We start from the raw sequence: 17,932 nt of genomic DNA, 5'->3' as shown, positions 1-17,932 counted from the left end.
ATACTATTGATTTCCAATTCGTATCACATCAGCAAAAATTCCAGAAGCGGTTACTTCAGCACCCGCACCAGCTCCTTTTATTTGTAGTGGATTTACAGGATATCTATCCGTAAAAAACAAGACAATGTTGTCGCTTCCTTCTAAATTATAAAAAGGATGGTCAAACGGAATGTGTTGTAAACCTACACTTGCTTTTCCATCATTGAATTCAGCAACATATTTTAAACGACAATTTTTATCGGCAGCTTCTTTATATACTTGTTGAAATTGTGTCTCAAACTCAGTTAAAGAAGCATAAAAATCTTCATTATTCGTAGTTTTTAAACTCTTTTCAGGTAAAAAAGCATTGTTTTCGATGTCTGAAAGTTCCAAATCATAACCACTTTCACGTGCAAGAATTAATATTTTTCTGGCTACATCCACACCACTTAAATCAATTTTAGGGTCGGGTTCTGTATATCCTTGTTCTTGCGCTTGTTGTACGACATCATGAAAAGAAATACTTTCATTAAAATTATTGAAAACAAAGTTTAAAGAACCCGATAACACCGCTTGTATTTTATGCACTCGATCACCAGAAGCAATTAAGTTCTTAAGCGTATCAATAATAGGCAAACCAGCACCCACATTGGTTTCAAACAAAAATGGAACGCTGTACTTTCTTGAAATGTGTTTTAACTTTTTATAATTGTTAAGTTCAGAAGCACAGGCTATTTTATTACACGTAACCACTCCAATATTGTTGACTAAATAGTGTTCGTATATTTCAGAAACTTGTTGATTGGCCGTATTGTCAATAAAAACCGAATTACGAAGGTTTAACGCTTTTGTTCTTTGGAAAAAAAGCTCTAAAGAACTTGCTTCTCCGTTTTGTAATTGTTGTTTCCACGATTTTAAGCTGATACCCCCTTCATTAAAAATCATTTGTTTGGAATTAGAAATCCCCACAACACGTACATTTAGTTTTAACTGCTCTTTTAAGTACTTTTTTTGTTGATGGATTTGTGCTAAAAAGCGTTCACCCACATTTCCTACACCCGTAACAAACAAGTTTAATTGTTTTATTTTTTCTTCAAAAAACTGTTCGTGTAGCGTATTCAATGCTTTTTTTGCATCTGAACTGTTGATAACCGCAGAAATGTTTTTCTCTGAAGCACCTTGGGCAATGGCACGAATATTCACGTTGTTTTTGCCTAAAGAACTGAACATTTGTCCGCTTAACCCTTGGTGATTTCTCATTTTATCGCCTACCAAAGCGATAATTGCCAAACCTTGTTCTACAATAATTGGGTCTATTTTATGACGCTCTATTTCAAAAGCGAAAGCTTCATTAATTTTTAAAGCTGCTTTTTCAGCATCGTCGTCATAAATTCCCACGCAAATAGAGTGCTCAGAAGAAGCTTGCGTGATTAGCACCACATTGATGTTGTGTGTCGATAAGGTTTCGAACAAACGTTTAGAAATGCCAGAAACGCCTACCATGCCACTTCCTTCTAACGTTAATAGCGTAATATTTTCTATATGCGATATTCCTTTTACAGGTTTTCCGTTTTCGGTAACTTTAGAAATAAGTGTTCCTACATTTTCAGCTTCAAAGGTATTTTTTATGCGAATAGGAATTTCTTTTTCCAATACTGGTTGAATGGTAGGAGGGTAGATAACCTTTGCCCCAAAATGTGACAATTCCATGGCTTCTTGATACGAAATATGTGGAATAGGAAATGCCTGTTTTACTAGATGCGGATTCGCAGTGTACATACCACTAACATCTGTCCATATTTGCAATTCATCAGCATTGACAGCCGCCGCATAAATAGCGGCAGAATAATCGGAACCCCCACGTCCTAAGGTAGTTGACTTTCCTTCTTTAGTGCGAGCTATAAATCCAGGTAACAAGGTTACTCGGTGCTTATTATTGTCAAAATACTCCTTGCAATTGGCGTTGGTTAGTTGAAAATCAACTTGTGCTTTATCAAAGGCGTTGGAAGTGAAGATTAGCTCTCTACTGTCTTTATATACGACATCCAGTTCCTTACGAGCAATGCTTGCAATAATGTAAGAAGATAACAATTCACCAAAACCACTAATGGTAGCTAAAGTCTTGGGTGTAATTTCGTTTAGTAACAAACAACCTTCTAATAAGGTTTTTAATTGTTTAAAAAGGGAAGTTATATGCTTTTTAACTTCTTCTTGCTGATTATCAGGAACTAATTTTTCAATTACTTCAAAATGCAATCGTTCAACTTCTTGATAGTTTTCAAGGTAATTCGCATTGTTTTGAGCAGCTTGTTCTGCCGATGCAATGAGTTTATTCGTTGTTTTTCCAAAAGCAGAAACCACCACAATAAGTGGATTGTTTGCAGAGGCATTGGCAATGATTTGTACTACTTTTTCTATGTTTTGAGGGTTGGCTACTGAGGAACCACCAAATTTTAAAACGTTCATTTTAAAATGAATAATAAATTAAAAATAAGATTTTTTAAGCTATTTATCTGTTTTCAAGTCTTTTGAAAAAATAAATATATACGGAAATGATATGTAGAAAAATAACCCCTAAAGGGTTGTAGTAGTAATTGTAGTTGTAGTGCCAACAAAAGAAGCCGTAGTTACAGCTGGAATAGAAATGATATGTCTTTTGTTGTTTAACATTGAGCCAAATGTATACATTATGTTCTAAAAAACAAGAAAAGTTGTTGTTTTTTTGTGAAAAGCCTTTTTGATAGTTTCTAAAATACACCTATATTGCTAAAAAATAAGAAGAATAACATCAGCGCCCCATGCCGTGGTGTCTTCGGAGTACGCCGTAATACCAGGGGCCCGTGCCGTAGTGTCTTCGGAGCATGCCGTGATATCAGCGACCCAATAACGGAGACTATCCAATAAAGTGTGTCAACTTGGTTTTTGATTTTCTAAATAAGGTATCAGAGATCGTTAATAATAACTAAAACTACTTTTAGTATCTAAATAGTTGAGCTTATGGTATTCCGTAAGAAAATTAAATTATTATTAGTAAGTTCGTAAGAGTATAAACAAACATAAAATACAACTATAAACCTACCAAAATAGGTGTATAACGATGTGTTTTACATCTATATAAATAAGTTATGCGCAATTAACTCCAAGCTATTGCCAATAATAGTAAATGTAAAATTTATAATGTCTCAAAATGCCAAACATAGAAGGAATAGGTTTACAAAATTTTAGGACTTTTAATAAAAAAGAAGAACTTGAATTTGCACCAATTACATTAATTACAGGCACAAATAACGCTGGGAAAAGTTCTGTTTTCAAAGCAATACAATTCATGGTTCATAATTTTAAAGATGGAATTGATTCAGAAAGTTTAGACTTTAAAACAATGAAACATGAACTTGGTAACCTTGAACGTATCTTTAATAGAGATACAATGGCGACTTTAAAAAAATCAAATAAATCAAAAGGTCAACATATGTATTCGAGACTTGCTGATTTTCATAAAAATAACGACAACCTCCCAGTTGAACCGCCGATTTTTGAAGAAAATGAAGATTTAGTGTTTTCTTTTCCAGTTAAATTAGGAGGTAGTCGAGAGATAAGAGCTACTCTTGAAGTTAGATATGGGTTACGTATGATACATAAGACTGGAAATAAAGAAGATTTAACAGTTTCACATGACATTAAAAATATTGCGATTGTTTGGAATGGAGAATATTTACACTGGTCTAATATAATCGGATATAGAGAGTCTTATGATGACTCTCCTTATTGGGAAATGGAAACATGCATTAATTTAAAAAAAATAATACAACTTATCAGAGAAACACCTTTTGTTGAAAGAAGTGAAGGATTAGAACCGAATGAAAAAACAGAAGAATATTTTACCATTGACTTATATAGGAGAATAGAGATGTATAAACACACCTATTTTGATTTTCCTTTCTTTAAAAAGAGAAAAGATGGTTATGAAGGCTTTACAGAAAAATTTATCCAAGGGAAAAGTTTATTCTCTGATTATTCAGAATTGACAGAAGAAGAAAAGTCGAAACTATTGGCTATAGAACAAAAAATTACTACTAAACTTCTTAAAGGGAAAGATAATCACCAATCCAAAGTTTTAGAATGTTTCAAACAACCCTTTTCTAGTATTTTTGATGGAATGGAAAGAGACATTGCAAGTGAGGAACTGAAAAATGAGCAAACTGAAGAAAAACAGATAAATAGCGAGAAACAAAATTTACGTGATGATTTAACTTCCTCAATGTTTCAAACAACTCCTAATAGTGAACTATTTACAAATCTATTGGGAGCAATAGAGAAAGATTTCTTAGATACTGTTCAGAGAAAAATTGATAGTTTAAAAAAGGTTTATTTTCTACCAACTGCACGAGGTAGAAATAGAGAATGGTTTATTGACGAACAAAACAGTGAAGATATTCTGATTGTACGGGATTTTTCAGCTATATACTTAGAACATCATCCGCAAATCAAAGAATTTGTAAACTTTTGGATTGGGAAAGGAGAGATTAATGATGAAAATGGAGAAAAAAAACAGAAAGGCTTCAAAATTGGAAAAGAACTTTCAGTCTATAGAGATGAAGCGATAGGCTTAACTAAGATTTTTTTAGTCAATTTTGATGATACAAAAACGCCTTTGGTCGATTTAGGATATGGTGTTTCCCAATTGCTTCCAATCATCATGAAAATAGCTGTTATTGCCCAAAATCACCAAATAACACATGAATATGATTTTAATCATCAAGAAGGATATTGTGAAAAACAGACAATATATTTTATCCCTTCAACTTTATTAATTGAAGAACCTGAAGCCAACCTACATCCATCGTTACAGTCAAAAATGGCAGAGTTATTTATTGATGCAGCATCTAGGTTCAATATTTAGTTCCTTATAGAAACTCATAGTGAGTATCTAATTTATAAATTTCAAGAATATATAGGTCGAAAAATAGTTTCATCAGATGATGTTAAAATGTTTTATTTTAATCACCCAAATGATGTTAGAGAAGGGGTGAAAAATGAGTATGTTAGTAATGTACATATTGATGAAGATGGAAGTATTGATTACGAAAAGTACTTTGGAAAAGGTTTTTTTGACGAACAGACTAATTTGAAATTTAGTTTATTAAACATTCAAAGAGATAGATTTTTACAAGACTTTGATGAATTAAAAAAGAATAAAGAAGAGAATGAAAATAAAATAACTGAATTAGAACTAAAAATTGACGATTATATTAATAAATTGGACATACAGATGTATCAAACGATTATAAATAATCGGTTTGATGTTTCTAAAATATCTTCAATTAGTGCTAAATATTTATCTTCTGGTCAACTTTTACTTAATACAATTCATGAAACAAGCGATTTCTCACCAGTCATAATTCAGTATGGGAGAACTATAGAGAATGAATTAAAGGAGATATTTATTGCAATAGGAATTACAGATGTTAAAAAATTAATGCTTGGAAAATTTCAAGGCTCTCTTGAAAAATATAAAACAGGTACAACGACTCAAAGTCCTTTAAGTAATATTGAATTAGTCCAATTACCCTCAGAAATGGCAAACAGATTTAAAAATCCCCTAAGTTTAAAAATTGAATTGCTTGAAGAAATAAGGGTTGGTAGGAATGATTCGGGGCATTCAGGTCAGACAAAGACAAAACAAGAAGCTATTAACTATATTGAGAAAGTTAATGAGTTTCTTGACAAATGGATATTAGAGAAAAAGTAAATAAAAGCGCATAACACTGTATATACAAAATGGGCGAAATTGTATTAAATTCAAGGACTGTAGCCCGCTTTAAATTTTCACGGTTTGATAAGTTTGAAGCTCGCAATCGCCCACATTTGCATATACTTGTCCGTTATGCATTATTTGAGAAACACCGCAACTAACCAACATTTATGAACGAAAAGAAGACAAAATACTCGCAAAGGTATGTTTTAAGCTCATCGAATATAGACAAGCACGGACACGTTATTACGAAAGAAGCTTTGGAAAGTTCTCTCAAATTCATAAATGGAAAAAGAAAACCAAGATTAGGACTTGACCATAATCGAAATTTCCCACCGATGGGTAGAATAAGTAATGGAGAAGTAATTGAAAAAGATGGAGCATATTATTTAGTTGCAGACCAAGAGTATTTTGACATTAGTAAAACAGAAATATTGGAAAATGGATTGGAACTAATTGAAATGTCATTTTCTGATGAAAATTTTCCATTTATAGAGTGTGAATTTGAACCGATAGAAACTATTGAAGTTCAAATTGACCCAATAAATCTTGGTTCTTTTGAAAAAGGACAAGCATTTATAAGTGACCTAAAATCAGAATCGGACTTAGAAATTAAAGGCTCTGAATTTATTAGAAAATCCGAAATACCAGACCCTGAAATTGTTCTGAAATTAACTGAAATAATTGGAATTGCACTTGGAATAGGACTTAGAAAAATTCCTGAAAAATTAGGAGAAGCCATTGAAGAGGATTTGGTTAAATTCTACAAACTAATTGGAAAAGCTATTCGAAAATCTGTCAAAGAAATGATTCCTAAAAATAGACCGATTCATTTTGTTGTAGAAATTCCAATTAAGAAATCAAAAGTAGAATTAATTGTAACTACTCGAAATCCAGATGTTGCAATAAACGCATTTAAAAAAGAGGTTATTGAAACCTTAAAAAAAGAAGTGGAAATTTTTATCAAACAGTTAAAAGCAGAAAAAATTCAGTTCTACTTTAACGAAGAAAACAAATGGGAAATAAACTATATTTTAGCTTCAGACGGAAAAGTAATTGGAACAAAAAAATCATTTAAAAAACGTGACGAATATTTCCAGAAAATGGTTGAAAAACAGAAAAAAAGAGATAAAAAAAAACAATGCATAACACCGTATAAAAAAAATTGCTAGTTTTAACTAAACCAAAGTTAGTTGCTCGTTTGCTTGCTTCTGATTTTCCTTCGGAAAATCCTCGCACTCAAACACGCAACTTTCCTTATACATAAACGTTGTAAAACATATAATGACCAAACCTGAAATTATAAAATATCATAAAATAATTGGATACCTGAATTTGATTTTAAGTATACTATTTTTGATTTTTTCAAGGGAGAATGAATTGACAGAAAGATTCTTTACTGTATTGGCTATTAATGTCGCATATCACATGCTCTATTACTTCTTTTCTGGGATATATAGAAGAACGGAAAAAATGCGTAGCCATAATGACTTTAATAAAAGTATTGGTGGAATAATGATAAGAATCTTTGCTATGTTTGGTATTCTTGCATCGATATTAGTAGCTTATATTTTTGTATCTGACGCAATAACCAACAATGAATATTATAGACTATTTGCAATCTGTATTCCTTTTGGAATTTTACTTGGCGCATATTCTTTATGGATAGATATTCAAAATGACGAAACAACCTCATGAACTGAGAAAAAAACGTTTTACAACAAAGTGTATAATTAATTGCGGCTGAATTTTCTCTTGGAGATTAAATTTGATTAATTATTTTTAGGCTACAATGGAAAAGGACTCATGTCCTTTTTCCACAAAAAAAAATCATACACAAATACGTTGTATGCTATTAAAACCGAACAAATTTTAAAATGAATTTAAGAGAAAAAAATACAGCACTAATTCTGGTTGATGTTCAAAAAGCGTTTTTGGACGAAAATTATTGGGGAGGAAATAGAAATAATAAAAATGCTGAAATTACTTGCGGAAAAATACTTAATAAATGGAGGGAATTAAACTTGCCAATTTTTCACATTAGACATAGCTCTACAAACCCAAAATCTAAACTTAATGAACAAAATCCGGGATTTGAGTTTAATGAAAATGTTTTGCCTAAAGAAAACGAGCCTATAATAACGAAAAATGTAAATAGTGCTTTTATCGGAACTAATTTAAAGGAACAGTTAGACCGATTGGGAATTACATCTATAGTAATAGTTGGAATTACCACAAATCATTGTGTGTCGACAACAACTCGAATGGCGGGGAATTATGGTTACGAAACGTATTTAATTTCTGATGCAACGGCAGCTTTTGACCGAATTGGAATCAATGGAGAGAGATATGATTCTGAAATAATACACCTAACAACACTCGCTAATTTGAACGAAGAATTTGCAACTGTTTGGAATTTCGAAAAATTGATGAGTGAAATATAAATAACACAACTACTTGTAAATAAAACTGTTGTGAGTGGTTTAAGATAGACCGAACTAAAAACCTAAACTGCATTAAAACGCTAAAATTAGATAAATAATTTTCTGGGTAAATTAAAAGCTGTTACTAACAAGGTATAACCACAATTATGGCGAATTGAATGGTGTTCGATGCTAATCAGTTTTAAACCAAAAGATAAAGGAATTTAACTTATAGTTGGCGTTTACAAGAGACAATTACAGTTAATTTGAGAGATGACAATAGAAGAATTAAAATCAAATATAAAATGGTGGGAATCTAAAAGATGGAGTTTCAATCTCGTTGTTGGATTAGTTGGAGTCTATACTGTTTATGACGGATTTTCCAGAGGAGAATATTCTTGGGTAAGAGCCGATATTTTAGGGATATTATATTGGGGCGTTGGAGCAAATATATTTTATTCTTTAGGAATTTTATTGGAATTATTTGATTGGTACTATTTTAAAAACAAAATTGGAATAAAAAGGTTTCGAATGATATTTTTCATAATTGGACTTTTATTTAGTTGTTTCTTGACTTTATGGTGTGGTTGGGTTTACTTCGCAAAACCTCACTTATGGTAAAGCAACGAAACAATAATTTAACCGAAATTACGGAGGATTCAACTCTGAATTTCTAATGAAAACTCTAAACGAATAGCTAATTTGATTAAAAATGATGAAATCAATAATTCATAAACTATTTTTTTCTGAAAGAAAACGGAATGAAATTATAAATGATTTGAAAAGTAATCCGAATTTCAGAACTAAAGAAGAAATTGAAAAAAGTGGAACAGATATTGTTCCGTCAGATTTTAGGTTGGAAAAAGGAGAAGTTCAAACAATATTTCTACCTGAAATAGGAAATCAAAAAGGATTGACTTTAACAAGATGGTATTTTAGACAAGGAGATGTTGTAAAAAGAGGTGATATTATCTGTGAAATAGAAAACGAAAATATCATGATCGAATTTGAAAGTCATTATAGTGGGAAAATAATATCTACGTGCAGGTTGAATCAAAAACTAACAAGTGGAATAGAAATTTTAAAAATAGAAGGGATATAAAAACTAGTTATACCAATATATAACCAAAATTATGGCGGATTCGACTGCGTCCGAATCCACTCGGAATTGCTAAGGCCTGTGCTTAATCCAAAAATAATCGCTAACTTGCCCATAACTGACAGCTATACAAAAGCGTTGGTAATAATTGCCTGTGGCACGTAGAAACCGTGCTTTATCAAACACTCCCTTTCTACTAATTATTACCAACGCTCTAGGTTAATTGCGCTTAACTAAGTAAAATTTGTTACTTTTAGATTTCTTCGTGAACTACACACGAAACTAATACCAACAAATTGTATAACAAATGAGACGCAATTATGGCTCCCCGTGAGGCTAGCGCCTCACTCGCCATACACCTAGAGCGTTGTAGTGCATTTAAAACAAGATGCTAAGAATATCAGAGATGAGAACTTATCCAAATAACACTAAAGAACTAGAAAAAAAACACAGTTTTAGTTTTCCTTTAGATAAAACAAAATTAAAGCTTATTCAAAATAATGTCATTTTACGTAATGATATTGCATATATATTTTTAAAATTCAGAATCTTAAATTCGCTGAAAATGCATAATCTATTTGAAAATGAATTATTCAATGAGTCATTTTTGGAAAAGAAATTTAACCAAACGGATAGACTTAAAATTTACAGTGCAATAAAAAATCAGCTTCCTACGCTAGTTACTGAAAGAAATAAATTAAATTTTTCTTCTTTGTTTTTGCTAAATGAAAAACCAAAAATCGATACTAGAGTATTAACAATTAAAGACTTAATTTTTGATTTAATTAAGCAACACAGATTGACTATTAAGGAAGAATTTGAAACATTTTTTAAATATGAACTTGATAATTTAAAATAGTAAAACGACACTACAACAAGGTGTATAATTAATTGCGGCTGAATTTCCTCAACGGAAATTCAATCTTATTAATTATCTTTCCGCAACATCGGAAAAGAACTCGTATCCTTTTCCCGCAAAAAATCATACACAAATACGTTGCTAATAATTGCCTGCGGCACGTAGAAACCGTGTTTTATCAAACACTCCCTTTCTACTAATTATTACCAACGCTCTAGGTTAATTTCGCTTAACTAAGTAAAATTTGTTACTTTTAGATTTCTTCGTGAACTACAATTTGTCTAATTCACTCAATATAAGATCACATCCTTTTTTTAGTTCTTCATCAGAAATGGTGAGTGGAGGCGTAATACGAATGGCTCTTCCTTCAAAAAGTAACCAGAATAAAATTAAGCCTTTGTCTAAACAGTTTAAAATTACTTGTGAGGCAGCTTCAGGAGTATCTACTAATAAGGCAAGCATCAATCCTTTTCCTCTAATTTCTTTAACCGCGGAATGATTTTTAAAAGCATCGCGAATAATTTTTTCTTTTCGTAAGGCTTCTTCCATTAAGTTAGAGGAAGTGATTTCTTGTACGGTAGCTAAACCAGCACTCGCAATAACAGGGTGCCCGCCAAACGTAGTAATATGTCCTAATTTCGGATGCTCTTTTAAACAATCCATCACTTCAAAAGAAGCAATAAAAGCGCCGATTGGCATTCCGCCACCTAAACCTTTACCTGTAATAATAATATCTGGAGTAACGTTGTAATTTTCAAATCCCCAAAATTTTCCTGTACGTCCAACTCCAGACTGGATTTCATCCAAAATTAACAAGGCACCAACTTCTTCACAACGTTGTTTTACTTTTGTTAAGTAGTTGTTTTTAGGCTCAATAAAACCAGCACCTCCTTGAATAGTTTCTAGGATAACACCCGCTGTATTGGTAGTGATTTTTTCTAAATCTACTTCGTTGTTGTATTCAATAAACTTACTCCCTGGAATTAACGGACGAAAAGCACGATTTTGTTGTTCTGCTCCACACACACTCATAGCGCCTTGTGTATTTCCATGATACGCATTTTTAGCGGCAACAATTTCACTTCTACCCGTAAAACGTTTGGCTAATTTTAAAGCACCTTCAGTCGCTTCGGTACCCGAATTTACCAGATATACCGACGATAGGTTAGGAGGTAAGGTAGCTACCAATGTTTTGCACAATTCTAATTGTGGTTTTTGTATAAACTCTCCATACACCATTACATGTGTATATTGTTCCAATTGATTTTTTATGGCTTCATTTACCTTAGGGTGGTTGTGTCCTAAACTATTGGCAGAAACTCCAGCAACAAAGTCTAACATCGCTTTTCCGTTGCTATCATAAATATAGCTACCCTTAGCGTGTGAAATTTCAATCGCTAAGGGATGAGGAGTGGTTTGCCCTTGGTATTTTAAAAAATCGTCTTTCACAGAAATTATTTTAATCCTTTAAGGTTTGGTTTCTTTTGTTTTTCTTCTTTTTTGGTAGTTTCATCAATAAACTGTTTTCTCGCCTTTTTAACAACATCGAGTTGCTTTTGGGTTTTTAAAGGAGCAGTAGCAGCGTTAGTTGTATCTTTTACAAAAATATCTTCGACTGTTTTAGGCTGTTCATCACCACGCCACAAGAAACCTTTAAATTTTTTCTCACCAGGGGGGAATTCGGAGGGAGGATAGGTTTTTCCTTCAGATTTTTTAAAATAGGTAGTCTGAATTATTGCTCCATCTTCTAAAATAAACTCTATATCACTCGCAATTTCTTTGGTAATGGTTTCCAGCTTATGAGTATCTTCATTATTGTTATGATACAACGATTCTGCATTTCCTTTAACCATCATAGTCCGCAAGTCATCATCTTCAAACTTACCATAAATATTTCTTCCTTTTATTTGATTGTAATTATCTGTGTTTACCGAGTCTTGTTGAATCATGAATGCATTTTGTAACACTTTTAATGAATCAAGCTTATTACTCTCTTTATGAGTAAGTAGTTGGATGCTGTCACCTGTTATTTGACTGTTATTAGACCATAAAATAGGTCTGTTAAACATTCTGGTTAATCCTGTTTCTTGACTTGTGTGTATAGAGTCGCATTTACCTTGTAAATCAGATTTAAATATTTTTACATTGTTAAAAATGCGAGCAATGCGTTTTTCTGGTTTTCCAGTAAGTAAAATTTTGTCGCCCGCTACATACATAGAATCTTTTTCTAATACAGAAATGGCAACGGCTCTATCAATAATAAATAAAGAATCCTTTTGTTCGTATAGTTCAGCATAATTCCCTTTAGTAACCATATGTTGTACAGTATCTACCACTTTTATATTGTTGGTTGCTGAAGCAAAACCGTTACGCTTGTCATAATACAAACTATCGGCAGAAACAGTTCGTTCTTTTAAAAATAATTTTGCGCGTTTTACAAAGTAAGAAATATCAGTATTCGTGTCGTAAAAACCTCTTTCAGAATATACTTTTGTGCTATCTTTTAAATTGGTAATGGTACTTGGTCCGTATAAATAAGCCAAGTTGGTATTGGTATAATAGTCTAAATGGTCAGATTCTAAATGATTATCAGGATTAACAACTGTTACTTTAGATTGTGCCGTAAATTTTTTCTCTCTTAAAAGATAAGTTCCTTTTACGCTCTTTAAAGTGTTTTTTGTGTCACGTATGGTTCCTCCATTAGGATAGTATAATACTTGGTTGATTCTGTCAAAATGAAGCGTATCAGTTTTTAGCGTCATTTCTTTATCATTAATTTCTACGTTTCCCCAAGATTTGGCCTTTTTTGTATTTCCATTATAAGTAGCAAAATCACTGTATTGAATAATACTATCTCCTTGCTCAATAATTACTTCACCAATGGCCTTAAATAAGTTTTTGTCTTTGTAAAGTAGTGCTCTTTTACAGTCTAGAGTAGCTCCTTCGTGCGACATTTTAACTTTTCCTATCAGTATAGTAGCTCCGGGATATTTGCTTTCATCAGCAGTACTTAATTCGGTAGAAAGTATTTTGATTTTTTTGGTTTGAGAAAAACTTACAACAGAGAATAATACAAAAGTTAGTAGAAATAGTTTTTTCAAAATAATACGATTTAATGCACAAAAATAATGAAAAGAACATGCCAAAATCTTAATAAAGAAATAAAATTATCAAGATAAATAAAAGGCTGTCATTTAGTAAATGGTTAATTTTGCAACAAATTAAAAAATTATAAAGATATGAGCGCTCATTTTGATTTATCAAAAGAAGAGATGAAATCTTACGGATATAAAATAGTTGATATAATTACTGAACATTGGGCTACTTTAGAGCAACAAAAGCCTGTGGCTAGTGCTTCAAGAAAAGAAATGGATAGTATTTTCTTACAAGAAGCCCCAAACAATGGTATGCCTGCAGAAAAAGTGTTAGATTTTGTGATGGACAATGTAATACCTAACAGTACCGTTATTTCACACCCTAAAGCATATTCATTTGTACCCGGACCTAGTAATTTTATTAGTACTATGGCAGATAGTTTGGCTACTGGATTCAATATTTTTTCAGGCGGATGGATGGTGTCTCCAGCAGCAGCTGAGTTGGAAATTGTAACGATGAACTGGTTATTAAAAATGTATAATTTCCCTGTTGAAAAAGGAGGAGGAATTTTTACCAGTGGTGGTTCTATGGCAAACCTAACAGCTCTAGTTACCGCGAGACGCTTAAAATGTGGTGATGATTTTTCGAAAGCGGTAATTTATTTGTCAGATCAAGCACACTCTTCAAATATTAAAGCAATTCGTGTTTTAGGGTTTAAAAAAGAGCAAATTAGAATCTTACCAACCGATTTAGAGTTTAGAATTAGTATCAACAAATTAAAAAATGCAATAGCAAAAGACCGATTAGAAGGCTTACAACCATTTTGTTACATCGCTTCTGCAGGAACCACGAATACAGGAACTGTAGATCCTTTAAATGAAATAGCAGACATTTGTGAAGAGGAAGATTTATGGTTCCATATCGATGGAGCGTATGGTGGAGCCGCTATTTTAGCTGAAAAAGGAGCAAAAGCTTTACGAGGAATTGAAAGAGCTGACTCTCTTACTGTAGATCCGCATAAATGGTTTTATCAGCCATATGAAATAGGTTGTTTATTAGTAAAAGATGCTTCTTGGTTAAGTGGTACTTTTAGTGAAAAACCAGAGTATTTACGTGATATTGAAGGAAATGAATCTGAAATTAACTTTTACGATTACGGAATTCAGTTAACAAGACGTTTTAGAGCCTTGAAGTTTTATATGTCTATTAAAACCTATGGGTTAGATGCTTTTAAAGAAGCGGTTACTTACAACATCCAATTAGCTGATGACGTAGAAAAAATGTTGCGTAAAAGTAGAAATTGGGAAATTATTTCACCAGCTACGTTGGCAGTAATTAACTTTAGATACAATCCTATTGGATTAAACCTATCAGAAAAAGAAATTGATGAATTGAATCAGAAAATTTCTCAAAAAATAATGGAATCAAGAGAAGCGTTTTTAGTAACTACAATCTTAAATAAACAAGTAGTGCTTAGAATGTGTTTGATAAATCCAAAAACAACTATGGATGATGTGAAAGAAACCTTGGAGTTGTGTCACCATTTTGGTAAAGAAATTTTAAAAGAAAAATAAATTAAAAGGAGCTATCAGCTCCTTTTTTTGTTTTCATGATAAAAGTCATATTTCAAAAGCAATTCTCTTAGTAGTTTTGTTTGTATAAAAGATAAAAAAGTCTTTTATGTAAAATTATTAATAACTACATCAATAGAAGAGATGAAACAAGTGAAAACAATTTCAATGGTTTTGGCAGCTATGTTTTTAATGGCAAGTTGCAAGAATGAAAAATCTGAAAGTATTGCAATGAAAAGCGCTTCAGATATAGCAGTTAAAGGAACGATAGAAGCAGAATTAACAGCTCCGCCTCATGTTCCAACACCTGTTGGTAATAGATCAGCCAAAAAGTTACTGGTAAATATGGAAATTCTTGAAAAAGAAGGAACTATGACAGATGGTGTAGAATACGTGTATTGGACGTTTGGCGGTTCTGTTCCAGGTAGCTTTATAAGAACCAGAGTAGGAGATGAAGTAGAATTTACCTTATCTAATCACCCAGATAATAGATTACCTCACAATATCGATTTACATGCAGTTACAGGACCAGGTGGGGGAGCAACTTCATCATTTGTAGCGCCTGGACATGAAAAAACATTTTCATTTAAAACGTTAAACCCTGGATTATATGTATATCACTGTGCTACTGCACCTGTGGGAATGCATATTGCGAACGGAATGTATGGACTAATTTTAGTAGAGCCTGAAGGAGGTTTACCAAAAGTAGATAAGGAGTACTATATTATGCAAGGAGATTTCTATACAAAAGGAGAAAACGGAGAACCAGGCCTACAAGCTTTTGATATGAGAAAAGCTGTAGACGAAGATGCAGACTATGTAGTGTTTAACGGAAGTGTAGGAGCCTTAACAGGGGATAATGCAATTACTGCTAATGTTGGCGAAACAGTACGTTTATTTGTAGGTAATGGAGGACCTAATTTAACATCATCTTTCCATGTTATTGGTGAAATTTTTGACAATGTGCATATAGAAGGAGGAGATGTAATTAATAAAAATGTTCAAACAACCTCTATTCCGGCAGGAGGAGCAGCAATTGTTGATTTTAAGGTAGATGTTCCAGGTACTTTTATTTTAGTAGACCACGCTATTTTTAGAGCGTTTAACAAAGGAGCTTTAGGAATGCTAAAGGTAAAAGGAGAAGAAAGTAAAAAGATTTATTCAGGAGTAAAACAAGAAGGTATTTACCACCCAGAAGGAGGGACTATTCAAGAAATGCCCAATGGTAAAGAAGAAAAGGTCGTTGTTGCTAAGCAAGAAAAATCATTAGCGCAAAAAATAGCAGATGGTAAACAGATTTATACGAAAACGTGTTTTGCTTGTCACCAAGCAAATGGAGAAGGAATTCCCAATGCATTTCCTCCTTTAGCAAAATCAGATTACTTAAATGCTGATGTAAAAAGAGCTATCGATATTATTTTACATGGTAAAACAGGTGAAATTACGGTAAACGGTCAAAAATACAACAGTGTAATGACCAAACAAGCGTTGAACGATCAAGAAGTAGCAGATGTACTAACCTATGTATACAATTCTTGGGGTAATAATAAAACCAACGTTAGTGTAAATACGGTAATGGAAGTAAAAAGTGCTCACTAAAAATGTAGTTAAACGTTAAACTATAAGAAATGAAAACTATTTTAAGATTGACAATTTGTATATTTTTCTTAGGCATTTCCCATATGAATTGTCAATCTAAAATGGTTCCTATTAAAGGAGGGAGTTATATTCCTTTGTATGGAAGAGATTCAGCAAGAGTTACGATTCAAGATTTTTTAATAGATATATACCCTGTAACCAATGAAGATTTTTTACAGTTTGTAAAAGAAAACCCAAAGTGGAGAAAATCTAAAGTAATTAAACTTTTTGCAGATAAAAGTTACCTGATTAATTGGAAAAATGATGCAGAAATAGGAGAGAAGCTTAGTTTAAAATCGCCAGTTACGAATGTTTCATGGTTTGCTGCAAAATGTTATTGTGAAAAGCAAGGAAAACGATTACCTACTGTAGATGAATGGGAATATGTTGGAATGGCTAATCAGAAATTACAAGATGCAAGAACTTTAAAAACCTACAATGAATACATTTTAAGTTGGTATGAAAAACCAAGAACATTTACTAATGTTATAGGGTCAACATTTAAAAACTATTGGGGGGTGTATGATATGCACGGATTGGTTTGGGAATGGACCTCTGATTTTAATTCAGTATTGGTATCGGGAGAATCTAGAAAAGATGTTGATAACGATAGCAATTTGTTTTGTGGTAGTGCAGCAGTAGGGTCAACAGATTTAATGAATTATGCAGCTTTTATGCGGTATGCTACCCGTGGAAGTTTAAAAGCTAAATACACGATGCGAAACTTAGGTTTTAGATGTGTAAAAGATAAAAATATAGCACAATGAAAGTAGTAAAATATATAACGATACTTCTTTTTTCAATTACGTTAGTAAGTTCTTGTAAAAAAGAAAAAAGCAACACAAATTTAGCAACTGTATATGAATGTCCGATGTTTTGTGAGGGAGACAAAACATATACAGAAGAAGGAAGTTGTCCTATTTGTAAAATGGATTTAACACAGAAAGATCAAAAAGAGGCTAAAGAGTTAGCTTTAGCTACTGATATCTCTGAAAGTTCTATATTCAATTTAGCATCAGAATGGAAAACTGAAGAAAATAAAACGATTCATTTAGAAGATTTAAGAGGAAAAACGCTGGTAATGGTCATGATTTATACGACGTGTAAAGCAGCTTGCCCCAGGTTGGTTGCTGATATGCGTAATATTGAGGCTAAAATACCTAAAGAATATAACGAAGACTTACAATATGTTTTAATTAGTATAGATCCTAAAAACGATACCCCAGAACGATTAAAAGCTTTTGCGAAAGAAAACTTTATGGATGATGAGCATTGGACTTTTTTACAAGGTACCGAAGAATCTGTTAGAGAGTTTGCCAATGTACTGGCTGTGAAATACAAACAAATTTCTCCATTAGATTTTTCACACTCAAATATTATAAGTGTGTTTAATCCGGAAGGGGAGTTAGTGCACCAACAAGAAGGTTTAGGTGTAGATAATAAAGAAACTATAGCGAGTATTTTGGAAACAGTAAAAAATTAGTTGCCATATGTTTCCTATTAAAAACGTCTTTT

At 32.4% G+C, this 17,932-nt stretch carries 15 protein-coding genes; 12 read left to right on the top strand and 3 right to left on the bottom strand.

Going from position 1 to position 17,932, the window contains the following annotated elements; genetic code table 11:
• Positions 1-3: 3 nt before the first annotated feature.
• On the bottom strand, positions 4-2,445 hold the full coding sequence (gene thrA / locus ACN0WY_RS05495) for a bifunctional aspartate kinase/homoserine dehydrogenase I (RefSeq protein WP_417799754.1): 2,442 nt from the start codon (positions 2,443-2,445) through the stop codon (positions 4-6).
• A gap of 721 nt (positions 2,446-3,166) precedes the next feature.
• On the opposite strand from thrA, the gene ACN0WY_RS05490 reads away from it, so the two are divergent.
• From ACN0WY_RS05490 to ACN0WY_RS05455, 8 genes are all read left to right on the top strand, one after another.
• Positions 3,167-4,879: an AAA family ATPase gene (locus tag ACN0WY_RS05490; protein ID WP_417799753.1), complete on the top strand. Its 1,713-nt coding sequence runs from the start codon at positions 3,167-3,169 to the stop codon at positions 4,877-4,879.
• Between the two features lie 6 nt (positions 4,880-4,885).
• On the top strand, positions 4,886-5,728 hold the full coding sequence (locus ACN0WY_RS05485) for a DUF3696 domain-containing protein (protein WP_417799822.1): 843 nt from the start codon (positions 4,886-4,888) through the stop codon (positions 5,726-5,728).
• A 173-nt stretch (positions 5,729-5,901) separates the two neighbouring features.
• Entirely contained in the window at positions 5,902-6,903 is a 1,002-nt protein-coding gene (locus tag ACN0WY_RS05480) for a hypothetical protein (protein ID WP_417799752.1), read from the top strand.
• 208 nt (positions 6,904-7,111) lie between these two features.
• Complete coding sequence (locus ACN0WY_RS05475) at positions 7,112-7,429, top strand: hypothetical protein (protein ID WP_417799751.1); 318 nt, start codon at positions 7,112-7,114, stop codon at positions 7,427-7,429.
• Between the two features lie 179 nt (positions 7,430-7,608).
• Positions 7,609-8,175 (top strand): cysteine hydrolase family protein, encoded by a 567-nt coding sequence (locus tag ACN0WY_RS05470; protein WP_417799750.1) that lies wholly within the window; start codon positions 7,609-7,611, stop codon positions 8,173-8,175.
• Positions 8,176-8,427: 252 nt separating this feature from the next.
• The gene (locus ACN0WY_RS05465) at positions 8,428-8,775 is read left to right on the top strand and encodes a hypothetical protein (protein WP_417799749.1); all 348 of its coding nucleotides are present in this window, start codon (positions 8,428-8,430) and stop codon (positions 8,773-8,775) included.
• 91 nt (positions 8,776-8,866) lie between these two features.
• Positions 8,867-9,256 (top strand): biotin/lipoyl-containing protein, encoded by a 390-nt coding sequence (locus ACN0WY_RS05460; RefSeq protein ID WP_417799748.1) that lies wholly within the window; start codon positions 8,867-8,869, stop codon positions 9,254-9,256.
• Between the two features lie 403 nt (positions 9,257-9,659).
• Entirely contained in the window at positions 9,660-10,112 is a 453-nt protein-coding gene (locus ACN0WY_RS05455) for a hypothetical protein (protein WP_417799747.1), read from the top strand.
• Positions 10,113-10,382: 270 nt separating this feature from the next.
• On the opposite strand, the gene ACN0WY_RS05450 is transcribed toward ACN0WY_RS05455, so the two are convergent.
• Positions 10,383-11,561: an aspartate aminotransferase family protein gene (locus ACN0WY_RS05450; RefSeq protein WP_417799746.1), complete on the bottom strand. Its 1,179-nt coding sequence runs from the start codon at positions 11,559-11,561 to the stop codon at positions 10,383-10,385.
• Between the two features lie 5 nt (positions 11,562-11,566).
• A complete protein-coding gene (locus tag ACN0WY_RS05445; RefSeq protein WP_417799745.1) occupies positions 11,567-13,213 on the bottom strand; it encodes an OstA-like protein in 1,647 nt (548 codons plus the stop codon).
• A gap of 138 nt (positions 13,214-13,351) precedes the next feature.
• On the opposite strand from ACN0WY_RS05445, the gene ACN0WY_RS05440 reads away from it, so the two are divergent.
• From ACN0WY_RS05440 to ACN0WY_RS05425, 4 genes are all read left to right on the top strand, one after another.
• Positions 13,352-14,782: a pyridoxal phosphate-dependent decarboxylase family protein gene (locus ACN0WY_RS05440; RefSeq protein ID WP_417799744.1), complete on the top strand. Its 1,431-nt coding sequence runs from the start codon at positions 13,352-13,354 to the stop codon at positions 14,780-14,782.
• A 141-nt stretch (positions 14,783-14,923) separates the two neighbouring features.
• Positions 14,924-16,378: a copper-containing nitrite reductase gene (nirK, locus tag ACN0WY_RS05435; RefSeq protein ID WP_417799743.1), complete on the top strand. Its 1,455-nt coding sequence runs from the start codon at positions 14,924-14,926 to the stop codon at positions 16,376-16,378.
• A gap of 29 nt (positions 16,379-16,407) precedes the next feature.
• Positions 16,408-17,184 carry a formylglycine-generating enzyme family protein gene (locus ACN0WY_RS05430; RefSeq protein WP_417799742.1) on the top strand — a complete coding sequence of 259 codons (777 nt, stop codon included), beginning with the start codon at positions 16,408-16,410 and terminating at the stop codon, positions 17,182-17,184.
• Positions 17,181-17,900 carry an SCO family protein gene (locus ACN0WY_RS05425; protein ID WP_417799741.1) on the top strand — a complete coding sequence of 240 codons (720 nt, stop codon included), beginning with the start codon at positions 17,181-17,183 and terminating at the stop codon, positions 17,898-17,900. Before ACN0WY_RS05430 ends, ACN0WY_RS05425 begins: the two co-directional genes overlap by 4 nt.
• Positions 17,901-17,932 lie beyond the last annotated feature (32 nt).

It is taken from the genome of Tenacibaculum sp. (genome assembly GCF_048269885.1).
Lineage (GTDB): Bacteria > Bacteroidota > Bacteroidia > Flavobacteriales > Flavobacteriaceae > Polaribacter.
Note: the sequence above shows the minus strand (reverse complement) of the source record. Positions and strands in the feature narration are given on the sequence as shown.

What these genes read in the sequence shown, in the direction of transcription:
- ACN0WY_RS05425 (WP_417799741.1), top strand. Translation starts at nt 17,181, where the DNA reads ATGAAAGTAGTAAAATATATAACGATACTTCTTTTTTCAATTACGTTA.
- ACN0WY_RS05470 (WP_417799750.1), top strand. Translation starts at nt 7,609, where the DNA reads ATGAATTTAAGAGAAAAAAATACAGCACTAATTCTGGTTGATGTTCAA.
- ACN0WY_RS05490 (WP_417799753.1), top strand. Translation starts at nt 3,167, where the DNA reads ATGCCAAACATAGAAGGAATAGGTTTACAAAATTTTAGGACTTTTAAT.
- ACN0WY_RS05480 (WP_417799752.1), top strand. Translation starts at nt 5,902, where the DNA reads ATGAACGAAAAGAAGACAAAATACTCGCAAAGGTATGTTTTAAGCTCA.
- thrA (WP_417799754.1), bottom strand. Translation starts at nt 2,445, where the DNA reads ATGAACGTTTTAAAATTTGGTGGTTCCTCAGTAGCCAACCCTCAAAAC.
- ACN0WY_RS05455 (WP_417799747.1), top strand. Translation starts at nt 9,660, where the DNA reads ATGAGAACTTATCCAAATAACACTAAAGAACTAGAAAAAAAACACAGT.
- ACN0WY_RS05430 (WP_417799742.1), top strand. Translation starts at nt 16,408, where the DNA reads ATGAAAACTATTTTAAGATTGACAATTTGTATATTTTTCTTAGGCATT.
- nirK (WP_417799743.1), top strand. Translation starts at nt 14,924, where the DNA reads ATGAAACAAGTGAAAACAATTTCAATGGTTTTGGCAGCTATGTTTTTA.
- ACN0WY_RS05465 (WP_417799749.1), top strand. Translation starts at nt 8,428, where the DNA reads ATGACAATAGAAGAATTAAAATCAAATATAAAATGGTGGGAATCTAAA.
- ACN0WY_RS05460 (WP_417799748.1), top strand. Translation starts at nt 8,867, where the DNA reads ATGATGAAATCAATAATTCATAAACTATTTTTTTCTGAAAGAAAACGG.
- ACN0WY_RS05440 (WP_417799744.1), top strand. Translation starts at nt 13,352, where the DNA reads ATGAGCGCTCATTTTGATTTATCAAAAGAAGAGATGAAATCTTACGGA.